Origin of the sequence: Streptomyces globosus, assembly GCF_003325375.1 — a bacterium.
In the GTDB taxonomy this organism is placed as follows: Bacteria; Actinomycetota; Actinomycetes; order Streptomycetales; family Streptomycetaceae; genus Streptomyces; species Streptomyces globosus_A.
Window position 1 is genome coordinate 6,716,299 of record NZ_CP030862.1, and the last position, 24,664, is coordinate 6,740,962.

Here is a 24,664-nt window from a genome sequence, read left to right on the forward strand (position 1 = left end):
GTCAAGGGGGCCTGCGGGGGGAAGGTGGGTGCGGAGGGGTTTCCTCCGCACGGGCGGAGGAGGAAGACCTGACCAGCCGGGGTGGGTGGTGGCCGATGCCCGACACGCAGCCGAGCCGAGACAGCGGCGAGGACGACGCGCCGGAAACCGCGGCGCAGCGCCGGGCGCGCCGCGCGCAGTTCCTGCGCGACCTGATGGAAGCGCGCGCCCTGCGCGACCGGGTCCAGCCCCGCCGGGCCCGCGCCGCGCGCATGCGCCAGCAGATGCGGATGCGCACATTCCGCTGGTGACGCGCGTGCCCTGGCGGTGACGCCTGCGGCCTGAGGGGCCCGTGTGACGCCCGTGACCACCGGGCGGATTTCGGCGCGCCCGCAGGCCCGCGGCACGGCCACGCGCGCGGGCGACCGCCGGTCGGCCGTACGCCGCGCACCCCCGGAACGCCCCCGGGACGCCCCCGCCGGGCGCCGGCCGCCCCGCGCCGCCGTGGCCGACGGGCCGCCCCGCGCCCGCCGCCGCGGGCGGCACGGCACGACGCAAGCGCGGAAGACCTCTCGCAAAGCCGCTGTTTCTGCCACGATGCCGATTGGGCGGGGCACGAAACGGCGAGCAGCACGGCCGTTCCAACCCTCCCCACCTCCGGCCGGGGGGACCTCCAACCGGCACGCCTATGACCAGTGGGAGAGTCACGGTGTACTTCGCCGCACTGCTCGCGCGCACCGAAGACGGGTGGGAAGCGAGCGACATGGAACTCGACGACGTCGAGTCCCTCAGCGATCTGATCGATCTCGCCCGTGCCGCCGCTGTCGACGACGACACGGTGGTCGCCCTCATCGAGCAGGAGGACGCCTGGTTCGGCGTCGTCCGCGTGGACGGCGAGGAGGACCCGCGGTACTTCGTCTCGAACGCCGCCGCCGCCTCCCGCAGCTCCTACGGCTCGATGCTGACCGACGAGCTGCTGGGCAGCGACGAGGAGGACGACGAACTCGACGAACTGGACCTTGACGGCACCGAGGACGGCGAGGAGGAGGCGATCACCGCGTACGGCGGGTCGGACGACGGGGACGACGGGCCCGGCTCCGGTGCGGAGCCGGTTCCGGCCGGGCCGCTCGGCGACCCCCGCCTGCTGGACGACCTCGGGGTGACCCACAAGCAGCTGATGACCCTCGACGGGGACGCGCTCTCGGAGATCGCCGAGTCCCTCGGCGCGACCGAGGTGCTGGAGGCAGTGCGCTAGTGACCACCGAGCACCACCCCCCGCACCCCTCCGCGCCAGGCCCCGCCCCCGATCCCGTACGGGACCCGTGGCGGGACCCCATGCGCCTGGCGCTGCGGGAAGCCGCACGGGCGGTGCCGGCCGGCGACGTGCCGGTCGGCGCCGTCGTGCTCGGCCCGGACGGGGAGCTGCTCGCCGCCGGGCACAACGAACGGGAGGCCGCCGGCGACCCGACAGCGCACGCCGAGGTGCTGGCGCTGCGCCGGGCGGCCGCCCGGCTGGGGGAATGGCGGCTTCCGGGGTGCACCCTGGTGGTGACCCTGGAGCCGTGCGTGATGTGCGCGGGCGCGCTCGTCCAGGCGCGGGTGGCGCGGGTCGTGTACGGCGCGGCGGACGAGAAGGCGGGCGCCGCCGGCTCCCTGTGGGACCTCGTACGGGACCGCCGGCTCAACCACCGACCGGAAGTGGTCCGCGGGGTCCTGGCGGAGGAGTGCGCGCGGCAGCTGACGGACTTCTTCCGGCAGCTGTGAGGCCCCCCGGCGGGGCCGTCCCCGGAGCGGATTTCGGAACTGGGCCGACCTTGGGCTAGGATCTCTCTCGGTAGCGTGTCCGAGTGGCCGAAGGAGCTCGCCTCGAAAGCGAGTATGGGGCAACCCATCGGGGGTTCAAATCCCTCCGCTACCGCTCCGATCGAGAGCCTCGTCCCGCAAGGGTCGGGGCTCTCGGCGGTTTCCGGGGTGCGGAGCGCCTGGTGCCGGGGGATTCGTACGGGAGGACCTCGTACGGGAGCGCCTCTCAGCGGGTCCGCGGCCGCGGACCCCCGTACTCCGCACCGGTGAGCGCGGGACGCCCCCGGCGCCCCCCGCGTGACCGCACCGCCCGCCGGGCGTTGTCACGGCATGACCAAGACCCAGCGCATGCTCGCCGCCATCGCCCTCGCGGGGGCCGCCGCGGGACTCGCCGCACCCGCCGCCTCCGCCGCGCCCGTGGCGCCTCTCACCCTTCCGGACCTGCCGCGTCCCGCGGGGATGCCGGAGGGGGCCGTGCCGGGCTCCGTCCAGGAGATCGGCGGGCAGCTCAACGAGCTGAACCAGCTGAACCAGCTGGCGGAGCTCCCGAACCACCTGGAGCCCGTCGTCGCGCCCGTCGCGCCGGTACTCGGGCTGCTCGGCGCCATCCAGTAGCGCGCGGCGGGGCCGCGGGCCGGGACTCTTCCGGGGGAGGTGCGGTCCCGGGCCCGCGGCGGACCCGCCGGGCCGGGCCCGCCGGTCTCCTGCCGCAACCGGCGGACCCGCCTCCATCGTGCGGGGCCGCGCCCGAAGCGCGGCGCGGCAAAAGGCCCGCGCGGCAGGGCCATTGGTCCCGAAGCCCAGACCGGCGCGCCGGGCCGACCGGATAGACTCACCCGACCTGGCAGGACCGGTTGGGGAGGCCGACACCGCTGATGGAGACCAAGAAGATGATCACGGGAGGGCTCGTCGTCTTCGTGCTCTTCGTGATCATCACGCAGCCGGTCAAGGCCGCCGACATCGTGAAGATCGGCTTCCAGGGCATCTCGGACGCCGCCCACGGCATCGGGGCGTTCATGACCGAACTGGTGACCTGAAACCCGTAAGCCGAGGCAGCCCCGTCGGGCCGAACGGCCCCCCACTCCTACGGGTGGGGGTTTTTGTGTACCCCGCCCTCGTGGCAACTTCGCCAATAACGCCCCATTGTGCCCAACTTGCCCTCAACACGGCGATATACGGTGCTTGCATACAGTGCACATGTGTTGTGATGCTATGACCGCTTTTGACGGATAGTTGATGTGGTTGATCTGGTTGATCTGAAGGGGTGGCGTGACCGTGCCGGCCAGTACTGCGCCTCAGGTGCCACCCCAGCAGGACCCCCAGCAGGACCAGCAGCACGGCCAGGAGGAGGCTCCGGCGCCCCCCAGGCCGCAGAGCCGGGGCGCGGACACCCGGGCGCTCACCCAGGTCCTCTTCGGGCAGCTGAAGGGCCTCCAGCCGGGCAGTCGCGAGCACGAGCGGATCCGCGGGGCCCTCATCGAGGCGAACCTGCCGCTGGTGCGGTACGCGGCCGCCCGCTTCCGCAGCCGCAACGAGCCGATGGAGGACGTGGTGCAGGTCGGCACCATCGGCCTGATCAACGCCATCGACCGCTTCGACCCGGACCGCGGGGTGCAGTTCCCGACCTTCGCCATGCCGACCGTGGTGGGCGAGATCAAACGATACTTCCGCGACAACGTCCGCACCGTGCACGTGCCGCGCAGGCTCCACGAGCTGTGGGTCCAGGTCAACGCCGCCACCGAGGACCTCACCACCCTCCACGGCCGCACCCCCACGACTCCCGAGATCGCGGAACGGCTGCGGATCAGCGAGGACGAGGTGCTCTCCTGCATCGAGGCCGGACGCAGCTACCACGCCACCTCGCTGGAGGCCGCCCAGGAGGGCGACGGCCTGCCGGGCCTGCTCGACCGGCTCGGGTACGAGGACCCCGAGCTCGCCGGCGTCGAGCACCGCGACCTCGTCCGGCACCTGCTCGTGCAGCTGCCCGAGCGCGAGCAGCGGATCCTGCTGCTGCGCTACTACAACAACCTGACGCAGTCCCAGATCAGCGCGGAGCTCGGAGTCTCCCAGATGCACGTCTCCCGCCTGCTCGCCCGGAGCTTCGCTCGACTCCGATCCGCAAACAGGATCGAGGCGTAACCGGATCGGGTGGAGATCCGCCGCAGGTTTCCCGACAGAACCGGCGCAATCCGCTCTATCGCTGGAGATATATGTCGACTTGGCGCTACAGCGCGTTGCCGACATGTGACATTCTGCTTGAACCGCGTTTGCCGCAGCCCCGGCTCCGGTATTCAGGTTGAGGCTGCGTTCCTCCGACGGGCGCGCCGTCCGCGACCGTCCGCGACCTCAAGGGGGTGGCATGTCCGAAGACCAGGGCAGCTCCAAGGTGCTCACGCTCGTCAAGAGCGATGCGCCGACAGCACCCGCGGTGTCCCACCGCCCGGAAGCCATCGACACCCGCACCCTCTCCCGCTCCCTCTTCCAGCGACTCGCCGCCCTGGACCCGGACAGCCCCGACCGGGCCTACGTGCGCGACACGCTCATCGAGCTGAACCTCCCGCTCGTGCGGTACGCGGCCGCCCGCTTCCGCAGCCGCAACGAGCCGATGGAGGACATCGTCCAGGTCGGCACGATCGGCCTGATCAAGGCGATCGACCGGTTCGACTGCGAACGGGGCGTCGAGTTCCCGACGTTCGCGATGCCGACCGTCGTGGGCGAGATCAAACGATTCTTTAGGGACACCTCCTGGTCCGTGCGGGTCCCGCGGCGCCTCCAGGAGCTGCGCCTGGCGCTCACCAAGGCGAGCGACGAACTCGCGCAGCGGCTCGACCGCTCCCCGACCGTGCCCGAACTCGCCGCCGTACTGGGCGTGTCCGAGGAGGACGTCGTCGACGGGCTGGCCGTCGGCAACGCCTACACCGCCTCCTCGCTCGACTCGCCCTCCCCGGAGGACGAGGGCGGCGACGGCTCGCTCGCCGACCGGCTGGGGTACGAGGACACCGCGCTCGAAGGGGTCGAGTACCGCGAGTCCCTCAAGCCGCTGCTGGCCAAACTCCCGCCCCGCGAGCGGCAGATCATCATGCTGCGCTTCTTCGCCAACATGACGCAGTCGCAGATCGGCGAGGAGGTGGGCATCTCCCAGATGCACGTCTCCCGGCTGCTGACGCGCACCCTCGCACAGCTCCGCGTCGGACTGATCGGGGACTGACGCCTCGCGCGCGCGGCCGCCGGGTCCGGACTCCTTCCGGACGCGGCGGCCGCACACGCGTGCGTCGGCGGGGTTCACATATGACGGGGCATCAGCCACACTGCGGCGCGTGCCCGACGGATGCCCCAGGCCAGGAGCCGCCCTCGCCCGCCATCGCGCGCGCCGCCGTGCCGGCCGCCGCGCCCGCGCCTCCGGGCGCGCGCCGGACGTGCGGGCCGCGGGGCTGCTCGCCCTGTGCGCGGCCGCGGCCTGCCTGGCCGGCTGCGCCGCCGCCCCGGCCGGCGGGTACACGGCCGCCGGAGCCGCGGCGCCCGGGCCTGAGCGGCGCGCCGGCGACAACGTCGCCCCGCGGGGGCCGGTGGAGTTCCGGCAGCTCGGCGGCCCGCCCCCGGCGGGCGGACCGGCGCCCTCGGCCGGCACGCCCGCCGGCGGTCCGGACGGGCCGGGCGCCGGCAGGTCCGGGGGCGGCGTACCCGGCGGGGGCGCCGCACCACCCGGTGGGCGCGGCAGCCAGGCACCGCCCGCCCCGGGATCCTCCGAGCCGGCGCCGGGGAGCCCCCCGGACAGCACGCCCCCTCCGGCCCCGAGCGCCTCGCCGCCTCCTGCATCCCCGCCCGCGAGCGTGCCCGCGCCCGCGCCCGGACCGGCGTACGTCACCGTGGGCGAGCCCGTCCGCGCGCCGGCGGCGGACCGCTGGTGCGAGCAGGTGACCGTCCGCATCGCCAACACGGGCGGCACGGCGGTCCGTTCGGGGACGCTCACCTTCGAGACGCACGTCATCGGCGCCTTCGGCATCGACTGGGCCACGGTCAGGACCCGTCGGCCCCTGCCCGCGCCGCTGGCCGGCGGGACGGCGCGGACGCAGACGTACACGGTCTGCCTGGACGCCTGGCGGGTCCCCCTCGGCATGCACGTGGAGACCCGGCGGGTCACTGCCGCCTGGAGCTGAGCCGCCCTGACGGCGCCCGGTGCCGGTGTCCGCGTACCGTCAGCGCAGGACGGTCCAGAAGACCGCGGCGAACCGCGCGCGAGTGCCGCGGGTGCCGCCAGTGCGGTGAGGCTTCCCCGGCCCGCCGGCCGTCGCGGCTTTGGGGATTCCTTTACCGCCGGACCGTCCGAATTCATTTGCCTGTAGCAACCAACCGCTTCTATGGTTGCCTGGAGCAACGACACGCGGAGGAGGAGGGCCAGGTGCCGACGCAGACCGCCCCGGCGGACCGCTACGAGGAACTGGCCCGGCAGCTCGGCAGCATCGGCGCGGTCAAACGGGACCTCGGCCGCCTCCTCCCGCCGGACTGCCCCCCGGGCTCCGCGGCCGTCCTGACGATCCTCGACCGCCATGGAGAAATGCGGCTCAGCCGCCTCACCGACCTCATGGGCATCGACATCTCGGTGACCAGCCGCCACGTCGCCCATGTCGCCGACCGCGGCTGGATCACCCGGGACGCCGACCCCGGAGACGGCCGCTGCCGCATCCTGCGGCTCACGCCCGCGGGCGCCGCCCTCCTGGCCGAGATCGGCGCCCGGTACACCGGCGCGCTGGCCGGAGCCCTGGCCGACTGGTCCGCCCACGACGTGGACGCCCTGTGCTCGCTGCTGGCCCGACTCCGGACGAGCGTCCGAACAGGCCTCCGGCAGAGCCCCTAGACGAAGGAACCCCCATGACCACCACGACACCCGCCCGGGTGGAGGGAGGCGGCCCGTCGCAGGCCCCGTCCGGCCAGGCCCCCGCCGACGCCTCGGGCGTACCGATGACCCACCCGCAGATCATGAAGGCGCTCTCCGGGCTGATGCTCGGCATGTTCGTGGCGATCCTGTCCTCGACGATCGTCTCCAACGCGCTCCCCCAGATCATCAGCGAGCTCGGCGGCACCCAGTCCTCCTACACCTGGGTCGTCACCGCCGCCCTGCTGTCGATGACCGCCGCGACCCCCCTGTGGGGCAAGCTCGCCGACCTGTTCAGCAAGAAGCTGCTGGTGCAGCTGGCCCTCGTCGTCTACGTGCTCGGCTCGGTCGTCGCCGGGCTGTCCCAGAGCACCGGCATGCTCATCGCCTGCCGCGTCGTCCAGGGCATCGGCGTCGGCGGCCTGTCCGCCCTCGCGCAGATCGTGATGGCCGCCATGATCTCCCCGCGCGAGCGCGGCCGGTACAGCGGCTACCTCGGCGCCGTCTTCGCCGTCGCCACCGTCGGCGGCCCGCTGCTCGGCGGCGTCATCACCGACACCGACTGGCTGGGCTGGCGCTGGTGCTTCTACGTCGGCGTCCCCTTCGCCGTCATCGCACTCGTCGTCCTGCAGAAGACACTCCGGCTGCCCGTCGTCCGCCGCGCCGACGCCAAGGTCGACTGGCTCGGGGCGGTCCTCGTCAGCGGGGCCGTCTCGCTGCTGCTCATCTGGGTCACGCAGGCCGGCGACTCCTACGGCTGGATCTCCTGGACCACCCTGGCCATGACCGGCGGCGCCGTCGTCCTCGCCCTGCTCTTCGTTCTCGCCGAAAGCCGCGCCGCCGACCCGGTCATCCCGCTGCGGCTCTTCCGGAACAAGACCATCGCCCTCGCCTCGGCCGCCTCCCTCTTCGTGGGCACGGCGATGTTCTCCGGCACCGTCTTCTTCAGCCAGTTCTTCCAGCTGGCCCGCGGTGAATCCCCCACGATGTCCGGCATCCTGACCATCCCGATGATCGGCGGGCTGTTCGTCTCCTCCACCGTCTCCGGCCAGGTGATCACCAAAACGGGCCGGTGGAAGGGGTGGATCGTCTCCGGCGGCGTGCTCCTGACCGCCGGCCTCGGGCTCCTCGGCACCCTGCGCCACGACACCCCGTACTGGCACATCGCCGTCTACATGGCGCTCACCGGGCTCGGCCTCGGCATGATGATGCAGAACCTCGTCCTCGCCACCCAGAACCAGGTGGCACCCGGCGACCTCGGCGCGGCCAGCTCCGTCGTCACCTTCTTCCGCTCCCTCGGCGGCGCCGTCGGCGTCTCGGCGCTCGGCGCGCTCATGGCCCACCGGGTCAGCCGCTACGTCGAGGAGGGGCTGGCCGCCCTCGGCCCGAAGGCGGCCGCGATGGGCCACGGCGGCACCGCCGGCGGCGGCATCCCCGACCTCGACGCCCTGCCCGCGCCGCTGCGCGCGGTCATCGAGTCCGCGTACGGGCACGGCGTGGGCGACGTGTTCCTCTACGCCGCCCCTTCGGCCCTCCTCGCGCTGCTCCTGGCGGTGTTCATCAAGGAGGTGGCGCTGAAGTCCGGCCCGGCGGAGCACGGTTCGGCGCCCTCCGTGCAGGAGTAGGGGCGCGGCAGAGGCGGCAACTGCGGCTGCGGCTGCGGCTGCGGCTGTGCATGCGGCTGCCGGGCGGCGGGATCAGGACGCGCCGGAGGCGGCGGTCGCGGGGGCGGTCAGGTCGTAGAAGACCGCTCCGCCCACCGTCGTGGCGGTGAAGTTGGCCTCCACCCACTCCGTGATCGCACTGCTGGTGGCGCCGCCGGGCCCGCCGCCGCGCCGCATCCCGGCCCCCTCGCCGGCGGCGGGGCCTGCGCTGCTCCCGATGAAGTAGTGGATCCTGCCGGACCGCACGTACTCCCGGAACTGCTCCAAGGTGGGCGAGGGATCGCTGCCGTTGAAGCCGCCGACCGGCATCACCGCTTCCCCGGAGGCCAGTTGGTAGCCCGCCGCGTTCTGGGCGCCCACGACGGCGGCTGCCCACGTGTACGCGCCCGCGCCCGCGCGCAGGGCCGCCACGGCCTCCCCGCTCGGCTTCGTCCCGTTCAGCAGGCCGCCCGCGCCCCCCGGGCCGCCGGGTCCGCCACCCCGCGGCCCGCCGGCGCCGCCCGCCGGGCCTCCGGGGCCTGCGGTCGCGCCGCCCGGGCCGCCGGGGAGCATCCGGCCGTCTGCCGTCCGCCCGTCCCGGCCCGGCATCCCGCCCGGCATACCTTGCACCGGGGCGCCCTGCGGGCCGGCGCCCTGCGGGAGGTCGGCGCCCTCGAAGGCCCTCCGCCCGCCGGGGCCCGCGCCGGCCACCGCCGGGCCGGCCTTCGGGATCGAGCCGGTGTGCGGGGACGCCACCGTGGCCAGGCAGTACGCGAACGGCCCGGCCAGTGCCGCGGCCAGCCCCAGCGCCGCCGCGGCCCGCGTGAACCTGCGGCCCTTCCGCGCACCCGCGAACAGCCCCGCGGCTGCCGCCAAGCCGGCGGCAAGCACGGCCCAGCGCAGCCACGGCAGGAAGTCCGGGGAACGCCCGAGCAGCACCCATGACCACCAGGCGGTCAGGGCGAGCGTGCCGGACAGGGCGGCCGCGGCCGCCGTACTGCCCCGCTCCTCCCACAGCAGCGCCACACCCATACCGACCAGCGCGGCCGTGAACGGCGCCAGGGCCACTGTGTAGTACTCGTGGAAAATGCCGCGCATCGAGCTGAAGACGGCCGCGGTGAGCAGCAGCGGACCGCCCCAGGCCAGGAAAGCGGCGCGCGCCGCGGACTCCATGGAGGCCGCCGGGCGGGCCGCCTTCCACGTGATCACCAGCCCGGCGGCGAGCATGGCCAGGGCAGCGGGCAGCAGCCAGGACGCCTGCCCGCCGACACCGGCAGAGAACAGCCGCTCGATGCCGGTCTCCCCCCAGCCGCCACCGCCGCCGGGGCGGCCGCCGCCGACGCTGCCGGTCTCGTTGCCGTTGATCCGGCCGAGGCCGTTGTAGCCGAGGGTCAGCTCCAGGAAGGAGTTGGTCTGCGAGCCGCCGATGTACGGGCGCGAGGAGGCGGGCCACAGCTCGACGACCGCCACCCACCAGCCGCCCGCCACCGCCATGGCCGCCCCCGCCGCCAGCAGCTGGCCGAGCCTGCGGCGCAGCCGGGCCGGGGCGCAGAGGGCGTACAGGAGGGCCAGCGGCGGCAGGATCACGAACGCCTGGAGGGTCTTCGTCAGGAAGGCGAGGCCCGCCACCGCCCCGGCGGCGACCAGCCAGCCGGTACGGGCGCCGTCGAGGGCGCGCAGCACGCAGTAGACGGTGGCGGTCAGCAGCAGCGTGAGCAGCGCGTCGGGGTTGTTGAAGCGGAACATCAGCGCGGCGACCGGGGTGAGGGCGAAGACGGTGCCGCTGAGCAGGGCGGCCGCCGGGCCGAAGTGGCGGCGGACCGCCGCGTACAGCACGGCGGTTGTGGCGACGCCCATCAGGGCCTGCGGCACGAGGAGCTGCCAGCTGCCCAGCCCGAACAGCCGGACGGACAGGGCCATCGGCCACAGTGCTGCCGGCGGCTTGTCCACGGTGATGGAGTTGCCGGCGTCCGAGGAGCCGAAGAAGAAGGCCTTCCAGCTCTCGCTTCCGGCCTGGGCGGCCGCCGAGTAGAAGGAGTTGGCGTAGCCGGAGGCCCCGAGGTTCCACAGCAGCAGCGCGGCGGTCGCCGCGAGCAGGGCTCCCAGGGCGGGGAGTTCCCATCGGGGGCGGGGGACGGCCGGGGCGGCGGTCCGCCGCCCGGCGGTGCTGCCAGGGGCGGCGGCCCGGTCGGCGGGCGGGGCGTGCAGGGGCGGTACGGCCGAGGTCATCGCAGGTGGTCCTTTGCAGCAGGGGTGCGCCGGTCGGGGAAGACCCAGGCGCGGAAGAGCAGGAACCGCAGAACGGTCGCGGCGAGGTTCGCCGTGACCAGCACGGCCAGTTCGGTGCCGTGCCCGGGGCGGGGGGCGGCGGCGCCGAGCGCGGCGAGTGAGCCGCTGGTCAGGGCCAGCCCGACGGCGAACACGACGAGGCCCTGCGCCTGCTGGCGCACGGCCCGCTCGCGGCCGCGCACCCCGAAGGTGAGCCGCCGGTTGGCGGCGGTGTTGGCGACCGCGGACAGCAGCAGCGCGGCCGCGTTCGCGGTCTGCGGCCCGGCGCCGGACCGGAGGAGGGTGTAGAGGGCGAGGTAGCAGAGGGTGGACAGGGCGCCGACGGTGCAGAAGCCGAGCAGCTGCCGGGCCAGCCCGCCCGGTACGCCGGGGAGGGCGCTGCGGTCGCGCGGGTCGTCGCCGAAGGGGCGGGCCAGCCGGTCCAGCGGCAGGGCGCCGGTGGCGAGCGCCCGGCCAACCCGCCACACGCCCTTCAGGTCCTCGACGGCGGTCCGGGCGATGTGGACGCTGGAGCGGGGGTCGTCCACCCAGTCGACCGGGACCTCGTGGATCCGCAGCCCGGCCCGTTCGGCGAGCACCAGCAGCTCGGTGTCGAAGAACCAGCCGGAGTCCTCCACCAGCGGCAGCAGCCGTTCGGCGACGTCGCGCCGGACGGCCTTGAACCCGCACTGGGCGTCGCTGAAGCGGGCCGCCAGGGAGGAGCGCAGCAGCAGGTTGTACGCGCGGGAGACGAGCTCCCGCTTCGCTCCGCGGACCACGCGGGAGGAGCGGGCCAGCCGGGTGCCGATGGCCAGGTCGGAGTGGCCTGAGACGAGCGGGGCGACCAGCGGCAGCAGCGCGTTGAGGTCGGTCGAGAGGTCGACGTCCATGTAGGCCAGCACGGGTGCGTCGGAGCGTGCCCATACGGTGCGCAGGGCGCGGCCCCGGCCCTTCTCCTCCAGCCGGACGCTGCGTACGCCGTCGAGGCGGGCGGCGAGGTCGGCCGCTATCCGGGGGGTGGCGTCGGTGCTGGCGTTGTCGGCGATCGTGATGCGGAAGGCATACGGGAACGTGCGGCCGAGGTGGTCGTGGAGCCTGCGCACGCACGGGCCCAGGTCCGTCTCCTCGTTGAAGACCGGGACCACCACGTCGAGGACGGGCCCTCCCGGCACGGGCGCGAGGTGCGTCCGTGCCGGGAGGGTGCCGGCGGGAGTGTCGGTTGGCATGCCCGAAGCCTGGCCGGGCGGGCTGTCACCGCTGTGTGGTGAGCCTGTGGCCCGTCTGTGAGTACGGTGCCGGGGCGGCCGGGACCTCGGCGGGCGCAGTCGTCGGCGTCCGGGGGTGGGGCTCGGGGGCAAGGGGCAGGACGACTTCGAAGCAGGTCCGGCCCGGGCGGCTCTCGACGGTGACGCGGCCGCCGTGTGCGGCGACGACGGCCGCGACGATGGCGAGCCCGAGGCCGGTGGAGCCCGCGGTCCGCGAGCGTGAGGCGTCGCCGCGCGCGAACCGCTCGAAGACGCGGGGCAGCAGCTCGGCGGGGATACCGGGGCCGTCGTCCTCGATCCGGAGGCGGACAGCAGGCTCCGGGCGGCCGGCTTTGGCGGATGTTTCACGTGAAACCGCCGGTGTTTCACGTGAAACACGGGCGGTGACGGTGGTTCCGGGCGGAGTGTGGGTGCGGGCATTGGCCAGCAGGTTGACCAGGACCTGCTGGAACCGGGCGGGGTCGGCCCGGACGGGGGCCGGCTCGTCGGGAAGGTCGAGGCGCCAGTGGTGCCCGGGCCCGGCCGCGCGGGCGTCGCCGACCGCGTCGATGACGAGGGGGGCCAGGTCGGTGTCGGCGAGGGAGAGCGGGCGGCCCGCGTCGAGCCGGGCCAGCAGGAGGAGGTCCTCGACGAGCCCGGTCATCCGGGTGGCCTCGCACTCGATGCGGTCCAGGGCGTGCCGGGTGTCCGGTCCGGGCTCCTCCCTGCCCCGCCGGGTGAGCTCCGCGTAGCCGCGGATGGAGGCGAGCGGAGTGCGCAGCTCATGGCTGGCGTCGGCGACGAACTGCCGGACCCGCATCTCGCTCTGCTGGCGGGCGGTGAGGGCGGAGGAGACGTGGCCCAGCATCCGGTTGAGCGCGGCGCCGACCTGGCCGACCTCGGTGCGGGGATCGGCCTCCGCGTCGGGCACCCGCTCGTGCAGGGCGGGCTCGCCGCTGTGCAGGGGCAGTTCCGAGACGCGGGTCGCGGTGGCGGCCACCCGCCGCAGCGGGCGCAGGGCGACGCCGACCATGGCCTGGCCGGCGAGGGAGGCCGCGATCAGACCGGCCAGGGTGACGCACACCTCGACCGCGACCAGGGTCCTCACGGTGGAGTCGACCTCGGCGAGCGGGTAGCCGAGGGCGATGCTGCCGTCGGGGGCGGCGAGGACGCGGTAGCCGCCGAGCCCCGGCAGGTCCAGGTCGGCGGGGGCGGTCCGCCCGGCCGCGGCCGCCTTGAGGGCGACGCGGGCGAGGGCGTCGGTCTGGGCCTGGGTGAGGGCGCGCCGGTGGTCGGCGGCGGGCCCGCCGGATGCGGAGAGGTGGGCACCGCGGACGGTGCCGTCGGCGTCGGTGCGGATGCCGACGGCACCCAGCGGGGTTCCGGGCGCGACCACGAACCAGAGGGCGTCACGGCCGGGCTTTCCCGCGCCGGGCCCCTTGGGGCCGGCCATGTCGACGCTGCCCCTCAGCTGCTGGTCCACCTTGGCGACGAGGTAGGAGCGCAGGGCAAGAGTGGTGACGGTGCCGATGGCGGCGCCGACGACGGCGATCAGCGACACCGCGGAGACGACGAGCCGGGCCCGCAGCGACCAGGTGCGCCCGCGCCGCAGCAGGCGGCGGACCGGACCGCGGCCCGGCCCCGGGCGGGCCCGCCCCGTCACAGATCGGCCGGCTTGATCAGGTAGCCGGCACCGCGCCGGGTGTGGATCATCGGGGGCAGGCCGGGTCCGCTCTCCAGCTTCCGGCGCAGGTAGGAGACGTACAGCTCGACGACGTTGGCCTGGCCGCCGAAATCGTACGACCACACCCGGTCCAGGATCTGCGCCTTGCTCAGCACCCGCCGCGGGTTGCGCATCAGGTAGCGCAGCAGCTCGAACTCGGTGGCGGTGAGGTGGATCTCCCGGCCGGCCCGCGACACCTCGTGGCTGTCCTCGTCCAGCAGCAGGTCGCCCACGCACAGCACGGAGCCGCCGCGGGCGGCCTGCGCGGCCCCCGAGCGGCGGACCAGGCCGCGCAGCCGGGCGACGACCTCCTCCAGGCTGAACGGCTTGGTGACGTAGTCGTCGCCGCCGGCGGTCAGACCCGCGATGCGGTCCTCGACCGAGTCCTTGGCGGTCAGGAACAGCACCGGGACCTGCGGGATCTCGCGCCTCAGGTGCCCCAGCACGGTCAGCCCGTCCATGTCGGGGAGCATGACGTCGAGGACGACGACGTCCGGCCGGAACTCCCGGGCGGCACGCACTGCACCCGCCCCGTCGCCGGCGCTGCGGACCTCGCAGCCCTCGTAGCGCATCGCCATGGAGAGCAGTTCGGACAGGGGCGCCTCGTCGTCGACGACGAGGACCCGGCAGGGCCCTCCGTCGGGCCGCACCAGGGCGGCGGAGTGACCGGTGGACGCGGACGCGGGGGAGGTGGTCGTCGCAGTCATGCGACCACCGTCCCGGCCGCCTCTGAGAGCGTTCTTGCCCCTGTCTGTGAATTCCCTGAGAAACTCCCTCGAGGCTCCTGCGGCCGTTGCCTCCGCGGCGTCAGCCCGCGCCGGGGCGGTCCGGCCGGCCCGGCGGGCCCGAGTGGTCCAGGGCGAAGAGGCGGGCCCCGTTGTCGTGGCAGACGGCGCGCAGCCAGCCGTCGCCGAGGCCGAGCCGCTCCAGGGAGTCGAGCTGGTGCTCGTACGGATAGGGGATGTTCGGGAAGTCCGTGCCGAGCAGGATCCGGTCGCCCAGGTCGGCGAGGCGCCCGAGGCCGCTCGGGGGGAAGACGCCGAACCGCTCCGAGAAGTCGGTGAAGGCCATGGTGGTGTCCAGGTACACGCCCGGGTACCGCTCGGCGAGGTCCAGGAAGTCGCCGTACTCGGGCATGCCCATGTGCGCGACGATCAGCGCCAGCCGGGGGTGGCGGGCCAGCAGGGCGGCGACGGGGCCCGGCCCGGTGTGCTTGCCCGGCACGGGCCCCGACCCGCAGTGCACGACGACGGGGATGCCCGCCTCGGCGAGCAGGCCCCACACCGGTTCGAGCAGCGCGTCGTTCGGGTCGTAGCCGCCCACCTGGAGGTGTGCCTTGAAGACACGGGCCCCGGCCTCGACGGCCTGCCGGACGTAGTCCCCGGCGCCTTGCTCGGGAAAGAACGTGGCCGTATGCAGGCAGTCGGGGGTGCGGGCGGCGAAGGAGGCCGACCAGGAGTTGAGCCAGGCGGCCATCTGCGGCTTGTGCGGGTAGAGCATGGAGGTGAACGCGCGGACGCCGAACTCCCGCAGCAGCTCGACCCGGCGGGCCTCCTCGTGCCGGTAGGTGATGGGCCATGCGACGCCGGTGAGCGGGCCCGCCGCGTCGAAGTAGTCCCACACCTTGGCCAGGACCCGTTCGGGCATGAAGTGCGTGTGCACGTCGACCAGTCCGGGCAGGCCGAGCCGCTCCCGGAAGGCGCGCACCGCGTCAGGCGTCGCGGTCAAACCCGTGGCTCCGCTCAACGGTCCCGACGTGCAGGGTGTAGCTCTCGTACCAGTCGCGGCGGCCCTGCTCCATGGCGGCCCGGTGCTCCTCCTCGCGGCGCCACCGGGCGAGCGCCTCGTGGTCGCGGAAGTAGGAGACGGTGATGCCGAGGCCGCCGGGCGTGCGGGCGGACTCGTATCCGAGGAAGCCGGGGACCTCCCGGACGAGCTCCGCCATGCGGGCGAGGGTCTCGGGGTAGCCGCTGTCGCCGGGCGTGCGGATGGAGGTGAACACGGCCATGACGTAAGGCGGTTGGAAAGCGGGTACAGGGGTGGCGGTCATGCCCCCACCCTCTGCGGCGGTGCGGCCCGTGTCCATGGGAAAAGGGGCCTGCGGGCGGAAGGGATCCAAGATTTGACCTTCCCGCCCCGGCTCCCGTCAGAAGAGCCCGTCCTGGCGGGCGCCGCCGCCGGACGGCACGGCAGCGACCGGCACGTCGGTGGTGCGGCCCGCGGCGGCGACGAGTTCCCAGCCGGCGAGCAGGCGGGTGTCCAGGACGAGCCCGTCGGAGAAGTGCAGGTCGGGGCCGGCCGCGGCGGCGAGCCGGCCGGCGACGGCCCCTCCGGACGCCATCGCGGTGACCACGCGGGCAGGATCGGGCAGTCCGTCCAGTGCGAACACCGTTCCGTGGTCGACGACTTCGCACGGCAGGCGCTCCAGCGACTGCGGCCAGCCCTCCAGAGCGGCCGCCTCCGCATGCAGCGCCGCAACCGCACCGGCCCGGTCGGCGGCCGCGGGCAGCCGGCTGCGGACGGCCCGCTTGCGGGCGTACGGGATCCGGTCGGGCACGCCCAGCGCGGCCCGCAGCAGCTCCTCGGTGCGCCGGCCCGCCATCAGCGGGCCGCGGCCGAGCCAGGACCACGCCACGGCCCCCTGCTCCAGGAGCCGGGCCGCACCCCGCTCCTCGGCCGTGATGCCGACCTTGACCAGCCCGGGCCCGAACCAGGCGAGGTAGACCCGGTAGGGGCGGGGATCGCCGGCGCGGGTGTCGGCGGCCACCGAGAACGACCGGTCCAGGCGGGCGCATTCGGGGCACTGGGCGTTACCGGCCGCGGCAGGAACGGCGGCGCCCGCCGGGCACGGCGTCCGCTTCCCGGCCCGCCGGACGCCGAGGCAGCTCCGCTCTCCGCGGGCGGCGAAGGCGAGCGCGGCCCCGTACAGGAGGGGGCTCGTGCGCTCACCGCGGCCGTCCGCGACCCAGCCGACGGCGGGCCGGCCTCCGCTCCAGCGGATCCCGGTGCACCGCCACGTCACAGCGGGACCGGCCGCTTGAAGAAGATCTCCGGCACGACCTCGCCGATGGCGCGCAGGCGGCAGAGGACGTCCCGGAGCCGCCCGGTCACGGCCGTGCGCACCACAACCAGGACGGAGGCACTGCCCCGGCCGATGTCGTCCACCTGGTGTCCCTCCCACGGTCCCGCACACCCGACCGCCCTGCGCGCGCCGACGCTACATGATCAACGCAAGAGGCCCCCCGGTGAACCGGGGGGCCTCTTGGGCTGTGCACTCGGCAGGATTCGAACCTGCAACCTTCTGATCCGTAGTCAGATGCTCTATCCGTTAAGCTACGAGTGCTTGGGCTTCTCGGGGTTTTTCGCCCCGTTGGCCTTGCGAGAACAACAATACATGGACCTTGCCGGGACGCGAAATCCGTTAACCAAACAGGCTCTGACCTGCGGAAACACCCCGGAGGGCGATCATCCGGCCGGAGAGCCGGCCCGGGCGGGCCGGGTCGGTCCGCGGCTTCGGGCGCTTCCCGGGGGCCGGCCCGTGCAGCAGGCGGCCGCGTCCGGAAACAGCCGTCGGATGCGTCCGGAAAGCAGCGAAGCCCCGGTCCGTGAGGACCGGGGCTTCTGTGGCTGCGGAGGCGGAGGGATTTGAACCCTCGATGGGGGGTAAGCCCCAAACCGCATTAGCAGTGCGGCGCCATAGACCGGACTAGGCGACGCCTCCAGCACACCCCCGCAAGGAGGGTGCGTGCAGATGATGACACAGGCGCGGGGCCGGTCACCAATCCGCTCCCACGGTACTAGGACAGCCGGTCACAGGGCAAAGCCTTAATCACTCCCGGCACACGGCCGCAGCGGCCGTCACGCGCTCCGCGGGCCCGTCGTTGGTACCGGTGCACGACGTACGGACGACCTGGAGTGCCCCATGCTGCGACTCGCCGCCTTCGCCGTCACCTCCCTCCTGGCCACGACGGCCGCCGGCCCGCTGCCCCCGCTGCCCCTGAGCAGGCTGCTGAGCAGCCCCGACCGCCTCACCATCGCCGTGTCCGCCACCGGCAACCCGCGGGCGGAGGGGGAGTACGTCCTCGAATGCCGCCCCACGGGCGGGAACCACCCCGAGCGCGACCGGGCGTGCGCCCGCCTCGACCGCCTCGCCCAGGACGGCTCGGATCCGTTCGCCGCCGAGCCCGAGCGGCGGATGTGCACCCTGCAGGACGGCGGGCCGGCCACCGCCCGCATCACCGGAACGTGGCGCGGCCAGAAGGTGAATGCCTCGTTCCGGCGAACGAACGGATGCGAGATCGCCCGCTGGAACAACTTGGAACCTGTGCTTCCGGCGGGGCGCTCCTGACCTGCGACGATGCCGCATGCCGGGGTGGCCGCCCCGACATCGGCCACCCCGCGGCGGGGCGGTGCCCTTAGACTCCTCCCGTGACATGCCGGTAGTCCTGGTCAGGGAGGAAGCTCGTCGTGAGCAGCAGGCCATCCCGGGGCGCTGCTCGCCTCGCAGCAATACTCGACGCGCTTCCGGACGCGCTGCTGCTGGTCAACGCCAACGGCACGGTCGTCAACGCGAATTCGATCGCCCTCGAGGTCATGGAGAGCCCCGGCACCGGCCTGGTGGGCCGCGGCGTGCTCGACCTCTTCCCCGACTTCGACTCCAAGCTGATCCCCGGCTCGATGCGCCGGCCCGGTGACGGAGAGGGCGGCCGCGCCAAGCCCAGGCGGATGGTCGCCCGCCGCACCGACGGCAGCGAGTTCCCCGTCGAGGTCACCCACGCCCACCTCGACGGCCGCGACGCCTACCGCGAGCCGCAGCCCGCGTACACCGGTGACGAGCTGCTGATGCTCGTCGTCCGGGATCTGTCCGAGACCGTGGACACCGAGGCCGAGCTCGCGCGGTCGCAGCGGCAGACCGAGATGATCCTGCGCGCCGCGGCCGAGGGCGTCGTCGGCACCGACACGGAGGGGCGGGTCGTCCTGGTCAACCCGGCGGCCGCCCAGATCCTGGGCTACCGGGCCACCGACCTCGGCAACCGGGAGCTGCACGCCCTGATCCAGCACTCCCGCGCCGACGGCTCCCCGTTCCCCTTCGAGGAGTCGCCGCTCGCCGACACGCTGCGCAGCGGCCGCAAGCACCGCGTCCGCGGGCAGGTGCTGTGGAACAAGGCCGGGCAGCCGGTCTCCGTCGACCTCACCACCTCCCCCGTGCGCGACGGCGACATGCTCGTCGGCGCGGTCATGACCTTCACCGACCGCCGGCCCTTCGACGCCCTGGCCGCGCGCCACGCCCAGCTCGTCGCCGTCCTCGGCGACTCCCTGCGCGGGCCGTTGGAGGAGCTGCGCGGCGAGCTGGCCACGCTGGCCGCCGACGACGGGGGCCAGCTGTGGCCCGAGGCGAACCAGCTGCTGCACCACCTGGCCGCCGGGTACTCCCGGATGACCGCTCTGGTGGACAACGTGCTCGGCTTCCAGCGCCTCGACGCGGGCAGCGAGAAGCTGAAGAAGAAGAACGTCCTCATGAACGGCGTCGTCGCGGCCGGCGTCGACGCGGCCGTCGAGCTGATCGGCCCGGGCCGGGTCCAGTTCGCCGTCCACGCGCCGACCATCGAGGCCGAGGTGGACGCGGACCGCGTCGCGACCGCGCTCGCCCACCTCGTGGCGGACGTCGCCGGGGTGGACGCCACCGGGAAGACCCCCCAGGGCAGCGGCTACGGCGACGCCACCATCGTGGTCGCCGCAGCGCAGCGGGGCGAGGTCGTCCGCATCGAGGTGCGCGGACCGTACGAGGGCGGCAGCCCCGTCCACGAGCCGATCGTGCGGGGCATCGTGACCGCGCACGGGGGCGTGCTTCAGACCGTCGAGGTCCCCGGGGCGCCGGGCGGCGCGTACGTACTGGAACTGCCGCTCGGGTCGGGTGCCGGGACGGTGACCCTGCCGGAGCCCGATCCGGAGCCCGATCCGGAACCCGGGCCCGAGCCGGAGCCGCAGGCCGGGCGGGGGACCGGGCGCCGCGGCCGCCGCGGGGTGGACGCCTTCCTGGAGGACCGGGACGAGCCCGCCGCGGGCGGGGCGCTCGCCCTGCCGTCCGGACGCCGCCGGGGCGGCGAGGCCCCGGCCGCGGACGCCGCCCCGGCCGGCCCTGCCGCTCTCGCGCAGTCCCCGGTGAACCCGGCCGGCCTGGGCACCGGCCGCCGCCGCGGCCGCGACGGCGACAACGGGCCCGAGGGCGGCGCCCGGCCCGTGCCCCCGCAGGGCGGCGCCATGCCCGCGCTGCCACCCGTGCCTGCCGTGCCGCCGGTTCCGGTGACCGAGCACCCGGCGGGCCGCCGCCGCGCCCTGGGCTCCGCGGCCGTCGCACGTCCCGACGGCCCCGTCCCGGCGACCGGCCCCGTCCCCGCGACCGGCCCCGTCCCCGCGACCGGCCTCGGGCCGGCCCTTCCGGGCGGGCCCGGCAGCGCACCGGCCGCCCCCGCCCGCCCTGTCGCACCCGAAGGCGGCTTCGCGCTGCCGCCCGGCCCGACGCCGTCGCCGGCACCGTCCGGCGCCCCCGGATTCCCGCCGCCGCCCGAGGGGGCGGCGACCGCCCGCGCGAACGGCGATGCCGCGCAGGCTCCGAAGCCCGCCGCCGGGCCCGTTCCCGGCTCCGTCCCGGCCGGCGTGCCCGGGCCCGTACCGGCGCCTGCCGACGGCGACACTCCGGCCGGGCGGCGTGCCCGCCGTGCGCTCGGCACGCCCGGGGCCCCCTCCGGTGCCCCCGCCGAGCAGCCCGCCGCCGGTGCGGAGGCGGCCGTGCCGCCGACCGGGCGGCGGCGCCTCGCCGAGCCCCCTGCCCCGTCTACGTGGCCGGTGCCCGGTGCGCCGACCGCGACCGACGGCGACGACGCCTCCGGCCGGCCCGCCGTGCCCGGGGCGCGGCAGCCGCAGGACGCCTCCGCCGAGCCGGGCCGGCCCATCAGCGTGCGCGCCCTCGGCACCATCGGCCAGGGCATCGCCGTGGACCCCGCCGCCGCTGCCGGTACGGCGCCCGACGCTGCGGGCGGCTCCGGCCGCCGGCGCCGCCTCGCCGAGCCCGCCCCGCAGGGCCGCGCCTTCGCGATAGGGGCGCCCGAGGCGGGCGCCGCCGAGGGCCCCGAGCCGCTGGACGGTCCCGGCGGCGCCGTCGAGGTCGTCAACCGGCCCGTGCCGCCGCCCGTCGACGACGAGCTGCCGCCCGAGCCGCTGGACAACCCTCGCCGGCTGCTGGTCTGGCCCGCGCCCGACCCGCAGACGCAGCAGGCGCTCAGCGACCGCGGCTACCGCCCCGTCGTCGTCCACTCCCGTGAGGAAGTCGACGCGCAGATAGCGGCGTTCCCGGCCGCTCTGTTCGTGGACCCGCTGACCGGGCCGATCACCCGGACCGCCCTCCAGTCGCTGCGCTCCGCCGCGGTGGCCGCCGAGGTGCCCGTCCTGGTGACGGCCGGACTCGGCCACGCCTCGCGCGACGCAGCGTACGGGGCGGACCCGGCCGTGCTGCTGAAGGCACTCGCGCCGCGGGACAGCGAACAGCACCCCTCGCGGGTCCTGCTGATCGAGGAGCGCGACGAGATCGCCGCCGCACTGACGGCCGCGCTGGAACGGCGCGGGCTGCAGGTGGCACGGGCGGGCGCCGACACGGACGCCGCGGGGACGGCCGCCCGTACCCGGCCCAACCTGGTGGTCATGGACCTCATGCAGGTCCGGCGCCGGCGGGCCGGCATCGTGGACTGGCTGCGCGCGAACGGCATGCTCAGCCGGACCCCGATGGTCGTCTACACGGCTGCCGGCATCGAACCGGAGGCGCTGCCGCGGCTGGCGTCCGGGGAGAGCGTGCTCTTCCTCGCCGAGCGGGCCACCTCGGCGGACGTCCAGGGCCGCATCGTGGACCTGCTCGCCAAGATCGGCACGAACTAGCCATCCTGGCCCGATGGCCCTCACCGACACGTCCGAGCGCACCGTCCCCGCCGACAACGGGGAGGTGAGCCTCCTCATAGCCCGCCAGGTCGAACCGGGCTACGAGGAGGCCTTCGAGACGTGGGCGCGCGCGATCCTGGAAACCGCCGCGGCCTTCCCGGGGCACCTCGGGTACGGGCTGTTCCGCCCGTCGCGGGACGGCGCGCCCTGGTTCCTCGTGCACCGCTTCCGCGACCAGGAGGCATTCCGGCGCTGGCAGGACTCGCCGGAGCGGGCCGCGTTCTTCGCGAACTGCGAGGGGCACCGCCACACCGAGACGGCCCGGCGCGAACTGCACGGCATGGAAACCTGGTTCGCCGAACCGGGCACGACCCGACCCGCTCCGCCTCGGTGGAAGATGGCGGTCAGCTCGGGGCTGGCCATCTTCCCCATCTCGCTCGCCGGCAACGTGCTGCTCGGGCCGTACCTGGTGGACCTGCACCTCGTACTGCGGACGGCCGCCTTCGCGGCCGTCTTCAGCACTCTCATGACCTACGTGGCCATGCCCGCCGTCAGCCGCCTGCTCCGGCCGTGGCTGACGCGGGCCTGACCCTCCCCCGCCGGCGGCTCAGCCCAGGGTGGTGACGTCGAGTTCGCCGTCCGCGTACTGCCTGCGGATCACCTTCTTGTCGAACTTGCCGACGCTGGTCTTCGGGACGGCCGGGACGGACGCCCAGCGCTCGGGCAGCTGCCATTTCGCGACGGAACCGGCGAGGAACTCCCGCAGCGCCGCGTAGTCGGCGGTGGCGCCCTCCTTGAGGACCACCGTGGCCAGCGGCCGCTCACCCCACTTGTCGTCGGGGACGGCGACGACCGCTGCCTCGGCGACCTCCGGGTGCGCCATCAGCGCGTTTTCCAGCTCCACGCTGGAGATCCATTCGCCGCCGGACTTGATGACGTCCTTGGCCCGGTCGGTCAGCGTGAGGAAGCCGTCCGGGCTGATCACGCCGACGTCGCCGGTCTTCAGCCAGCCGTCGGAGCTGAACTTGTCCTCGGGCCGGATCGGTTCACCGGACACACCGCCGTAGTAGGCGCCCGCGATCCAGGAGCCGCGCACCTCCAGCTCGCCCGCCGACGTCCCGTCCCACGGCAGGACGTCCCCGCCCGGACCGACCAGGCGGCCCTCGACGCCCGCCGGGAAGCGCCCCTGCGTGATCCGGTACGGCCACTCCTCCTCGGCGCTCAGCCCGGACGGCGGATGCGCCATGGTCCCCAGCGGGGAGGTCTCGGTCATGCCCCAGGCGTGGCAGAGGCGCACGCCCAGCTTGTCGTAGGCCTCCATCAGGGACGGCGGGCAGGCGGCGCCGCCAATCGTGACCTGGCGCATCGAGGACAGGTCCCGCGGGTTCGCCGCCACCTCCGCGAGAAGGCCCTGCCAGATGGTGGGGACGGCCGCCGCATGCGTGGGCCGCTCCCGCTCGATCATCTCGGCGAGCGGGGCGGGCTGGAGGAAGCGGTCCGGCATCAGCATGTTGATGCCGGTCATGAAGGTCGCATGCGGCAGTCCCCACGCGTTGACGTGGAACTGGGGAACGACGACAAGGCTCGTGTCCTTGTCCGTCAGCCCCATCGACTCGGTCATGTTCACCTGCATGGAGTGCAGGTAGACGGAGCGGTGCGAGTAGACGACGCCCTTCGGGTCCCCGGTGGTGCCGGAGGTGTAGCACATGGCAGCGGCCTGGCGCTCGTCCAACTCGGGCCAGTCGTAGTCGGCGGAGCGGCCTTCGAGGAGCTCCTCGTACTCGTGGACGCTCACGTCGAGCCCGTCGAGCGCGGACCGGTCGCCGATGCCGGAGACGACGACATGCTCGACGGTCGGCAGGTGGGGCAGCAGCGGGGCGAGCAGCGGCAGCAGCGTCCCGTTCACCAGCACGACCCGGTCGGCGGCGTGGTTGACGATGAAGACGAGCTGCTCGGCGGGAAGCCGCAGGTTGAGCGTGTGCAGGACCGCGCCCATGGACGGGATCGCGAAGTATGCCTCGACGTGCTCCGAGTTGTTCCACATCAGCGTCGCCACGCGGTCGTCCTGCCGGACGCCGAGCTCGTCCCTCAGAGCGTGGGCGAGGCGGCCGGCGCGGGCACCGATCTCGGCGAAGCTGCGGCGGTGCGGCTCCGCCTCCCCGGTCCAGGTCGTCACCTGGGACTTCCCGTGGATGGTCATCCCGTGGCGGAGTATCCGGCTGATGAGAAGCGGTACATCCTGCATCGTGCTCAGCAAAGCGTCCTCCCGTGGGCGCTGCGGCGCTGCGGCGGCTTCGAGTGCTGCCGATTCTGCGCACGTACCGCACGGCATGTCACTACCCGGAAGGGGCGAACACGGCGACCCGACGCTGTTGGCAAGCGCGTCATGGACGGGCGCACAGGCGGGAGGGCCGCGAACGGTGCACCGGCACAGGACGGCGGCCCGAAGGGCGGGTGTGCGGGGCCGTCGGTGTTTCACGTGAAACCGCCGGGCCGGGGAGGCCGTGTTTCACGTGAAACACCGACGGCACTGCGGGAGAGTGACGGGGTCAGCGGACCGGGACGAGCTCCGGGTCCTCGCGGAGCTTGACCAGGGCGCGGGAGACGGCGCTCTTGACCGTGCCGACCGAGACGCCCATCACATCCGCCGTCTGCGCCTCGGTCAGGTCCTCGTAGTAGCGCAGCACGACCATGGCGCGCTGCCGGTCCGGCAGCCGGGTCACAGCACGCCACATCGCGTCCCGCAGGGCCTGCGCCTCGGCCGGATCGGTGGCCGGCGGGGCCTCCGCCTCGGGGAGCTCGTCGCACACGAACTCGTCGACCTTGCGCTTGCGCCACTGCGACGTGCGGGTGTTCACCAGGGCCCGGCGGACGTAGCCGTCCAGGGCGCGGTGGTCCTCGATGCGGTCCCAGGCGGTGTACGTCTTGGCGAGGGCCGTCTGGAGGAGGTCCTCGGCGTCACACGGGTTCGGTGTGAGGGAGCGCGCAGTACGCAGCAGGGCCGTGCCCCGGCTCCGGACGTACGCCGAGAACGACGGGTACGGCGTCGGGTTCGAGGCGAGCGGGCACACAGGCGTGGTCATGTCTCCACGCTAGGAGCGGGTACGGCCGCACGGATCGGCCCCAGGTGCCGAAGGGGGATCCGCCTCAAGTTGTAGGGGTGGGGACGGCCCGACCTCCTGAAGGTGGACGGCCGCCCGGG

Annotated in this window: 23 protein-coding genes and 3 tRNA genes; 14 read left to right on the forward strand and 12 right to left on the reverse strand. The window is 74.3% G+C overall.

Annotation, left to right across the window (positions count from 1 at the left end; genetic code table 11):
- Positions 1–95: 95 nt before the first annotated feature.
- The 11 genes from C0216_RS29870 to C0216_RS29920 all read left to right on the forward strand — a co-directional run bounded on the left by C0216_RS29870 (position 96) and on the right by C0216_RS29920 (position 8,280).
- On the forward strand, positions 96–290 hold the full coding sequence (locus C0216_RS29870; protein ID WP_114058232.1) for a hypothetical protein: 195 nt from the start codon (positions 96–98) through the stop codon (positions 288–290).
- A 398-nt stretch (positions 291–688) separates the two neighbouring features.
- Entirely contained in the window at positions 689–1,234 is a 546-nt protein-coding gene (locus C0216_RS29875; RefSeq protein ID WP_114058233.1) for a hypothetical protein, read from the forward strand.
- Positions 1,235–1,314: 80 nt separating this feature from the next.
- The gene (gene tadA / locus C0216_RS29880; RefSeq protein ID WP_114059017.1) at positions 1,315–1,743 is read left to right on the forward strand and encodes a tRNA adenosine(34) deaminase TadA; all 429 of its coding nucleotides are present in this window, start codon (positions 1,315–1,317) and stop codon (positions 1,741–1,743) included.
- 69 nt (positions 1,744–1,812) lie between these two features.
- Positions 1,813–1,897, forward strand: a tRNA-Ser gene (locus C0216_RS29885).
- A gap of 215 nt (positions 1,898–2,112) precedes the next feature.
- Entirely contained in the window at positions 2,113–2,397 is a 285-nt protein-coding gene (locus tag C0216_RS29890) for a hypothetical protein (protein ID WP_114058234.1), read from the forward strand.
- A gap of 260 nt (positions 2,398–2,657) precedes the next feature.
- Entirely contained in the window at positions 2,658–2,819 is a 162-nt protein-coding gene (locus C0216_RS29895; RefSeq protein WP_162793085.1) for a hypothetical protein, read from the forward strand.
- A 238-nt stretch (positions 2,820–3,057) separates the two neighbouring features.
- Positions 3,058–3,921, forward strand: a complete 864-nt coding sequence (locus tag C0216_RS29900; protein ID WP_114059018.1) for an RNA polymerase sigma factor SigF — start codon at positions 3,058–3,060, stop codon at positions 3,919–3,921.
- A gap of 220 nt (positions 3,922–4,141) precedes the next feature.
- A complete protein-coding gene (locus C0216_RS29905) occupies positions 4,142–4,990 on the forward strand; it encodes an RNA polymerase sigma factor SigF (protein ID WP_114058236.1) in 849 nt (282 codons plus the stop codon).
- 109 nt (positions 4,991–5,099) lie between these two features.
- Complete coding sequence (locus C0216_RS29910; protein WP_162793318.1) at positions 5,100–5,939, forward strand: hypothetical protein; 840 nt, start codon at positions 5,100–5,102, stop codon at positions 5,937–5,939.
- Positions 5,940–6,181: 242 nt separating this feature from the next.
- Positions 6,182–6,637: a MarR family winged helix-turn-helix transcriptional regulator gene (locus C0216_RS29915; RefSeq protein ID WP_114058238.1), complete on the forward strand. Its 456-nt coding sequence runs from the start codon at positions 6,182–6,184 to the stop codon at positions 6,635–6,637.
- 14 nt (positions 6,638–6,651) lie between these two features.
- The gene (locus C0216_RS29920) at positions 6,652–8,280 is read left to right on the forward strand and encodes an MDR family MFS transporter (RefSeq protein ID WP_246042744.1); all 1,629 of its coding nucleotides are present in this window, start codon (positions 6,652–6,654) and stop codon (positions 8,278–8,280) included.
- Positions 8,281–8,352: 72 nt separating this feature from the next.
- Here C0216_RS29920 and C0216_RS29925 read toward each other — a convergent pair whose 3' ends face one another.
- The 10 genes from C0216_RS29925 to C0216_RS29970 form a co-directional block, all read right to left on the reverse strand.
- Positions 8,353–10,527 carry a glycosyltransferase family 39 protein gene (locus tag C0216_RS29925; protein WP_114058239.1) on the reverse strand — a complete coding sequence of 725 codons (2,175 nt, stop codon included), beginning with the start codon at positions 10,525–10,527 and terminating at the stop codon, positions 8,353–8,355.
- Positions 10,524–11,792 carry a glycosyltransferase gene (locus C0216_RS29930; RefSeq protein WP_114058240.1) on the reverse strand — a complete coding sequence of 423 codons (1,269 nt, stop codon included), beginning with the start codon at positions 11,790–11,792 and terminating at the stop codon, positions 10,524–10,526. The genes C0216_RS29925 and C0216_RS29930 overlap by 4 nt, the downstream gene beginning before the upstream one ends.
- Positions 11,793–11,817: 25 nt before the next feature.
- Entirely contained in the window at positions 11,818–13,425 is a 1,608-nt protein-coding gene (locus tag C0216_RS29935; protein ID WP_216827146.1) for a sensor histidine kinase, read from the reverse strand.
- Between the two features lie 44 nt (positions 13,426–13,469).
- The gene (locus C0216_RS29940; protein WP_114058241.1) at positions 13,470–14,240 is read right to left on the reverse strand and encodes a response regulator transcription factor; all 771 of its coding nucleotides are present in this window, start codon (positions 14,238–14,240) and stop codon (positions 13,470–13,472) included.
- A gap of 100 nt (positions 14,241–14,340) precedes the next feature.
- The gene (locus C0216_RS29945; protein WP_114058242.1) at positions 14,341–15,261 is read right to left on the reverse strand and encodes an amidohydrolase family protein; all 921 of its coding nucleotides are present in this window, start codon (positions 15,259–15,261) and stop codon (positions 14,341–14,343) included.
- The gene (locus C0216_RS29950; protein WP_246042745.1) at positions 15,245–15,583 is read right to left on the reverse strand and encodes an antibiotic biosynthesis monooxygenase family protein; all 339 of its coding nucleotides are present in this window, start codon (positions 15,581–15,583) and stop codon (positions 15,245–15,247) included. Before C0216_RS29950 ends, C0216_RS29945 begins: the two co-directional genes overlap by 17 nt.
- 96 nt (positions 15,584–15,679) lie before the next feature.
- Positions 15,680–16,555, reverse strand: coding sequence for a DUF2797 domain-containing protein (locus C0216_RS29955; protein WP_114058243.1), 876 nt, complete (start codon positions 16,553–16,555; stop codon positions 15,680–15,682).
- Positions 16,552–16,698 (reverse strand): hypothetical protein, encoded by a 147-nt coding sequence (locus C0216_RS29960; protein WP_246042746.1) that lies wholly within the window; start codon positions 16,696–16,698, stop codon positions 16,552–16,554. Before C0216_RS29960 ends, C0216_RS29955 begins: the two co-directional genes overlap by 4 nt.
- Before the next feature lie 105 nt (positions 16,699–16,803).
- Positions 16,804–16,876: transfer RNA gene (locus C0216_RS29965), tRNA-Arg, on the reverse strand.
- A 287-nt stretch (positions 16,877–17,163) separates the two neighbouring features.
- Positions 17,164–17,254 (reverse strand) — tRNA-Ser (locus C0216_RS29970).
- A 201-nt stretch (positions 17,255–17,455) separates the two neighbouring features.
- Between C0216_RS29970 and C0216_RS29975 the strand changes: the two genes are divergently transcribed.
- The 3 genes from C0216_RS29975 (at position 17,456) to C0216_RS29985 (ending at position 22,051) form a co-directional block, all read left to right on the forward strand.
- On the forward strand, positions 17,456–17,881 hold the full coding sequence (locus C0216_RS29975) for an SSI family serine proteinase inhibitor (protein ID WP_114058244.1): 426 nt from the start codon (positions 17,456–17,458) through the stop codon (positions 17,879–17,881).
- Between the two features lie 119 nt (positions 17,882–18,000).
- Positions 18,001–21,462, forward strand: a complete 3,462-nt coding sequence (locus C0216_RS29980) for a PAS domain-containing protein (RefSeq protein WP_114058245.1) — start codon at positions 18,001–18,003, stop codon at positions 21,460–21,462.
- 13 nt (positions 21,463–21,475) lie between these two features.
- Positions 21,476–22,051: an antibiotic biosynthesis monooxygenase gene (locus C0216_RS29985; protein ID WP_114058246.1), complete on the forward strand. Its 576-nt coding sequence runs from the start codon at positions 21,476–21,478 to the stop codon at positions 22,049–22,051.
- Between the two features lie 18 nt (positions 22,052–22,069).
- Here C0216_RS29985 and C0216_RS29990 read toward each other — a convergent pair whose 3' ends face one another.
- The gene (locus C0216_RS29990) at positions 22,070–23,719 is read right to left on the reverse strand and encodes a long-chain fatty acid--CoA ligase (protein ID WP_114058247.1); all 1,650 of its coding nucleotides are present in this window, start codon (positions 23,717–23,719) and stop codon (positions 22,070–22,072) included.
- A 292-nt stretch (positions 23,720–24,011) separates the two neighbouring features.
- Positions 24,012–24,545 carry a SigE family RNA polymerase sigma factor gene (locus C0216_RS29995; protein ID WP_114058248.1) on the reverse strand — a complete coding sequence of 178 codons (534 nt, stop codon included), beginning with the start codon at positions 24,543–24,545 and terminating at the stop codon, positions 24,012–24,014.
- Positions 24,546–24,664: the final 119 nt, after the last annotated feature.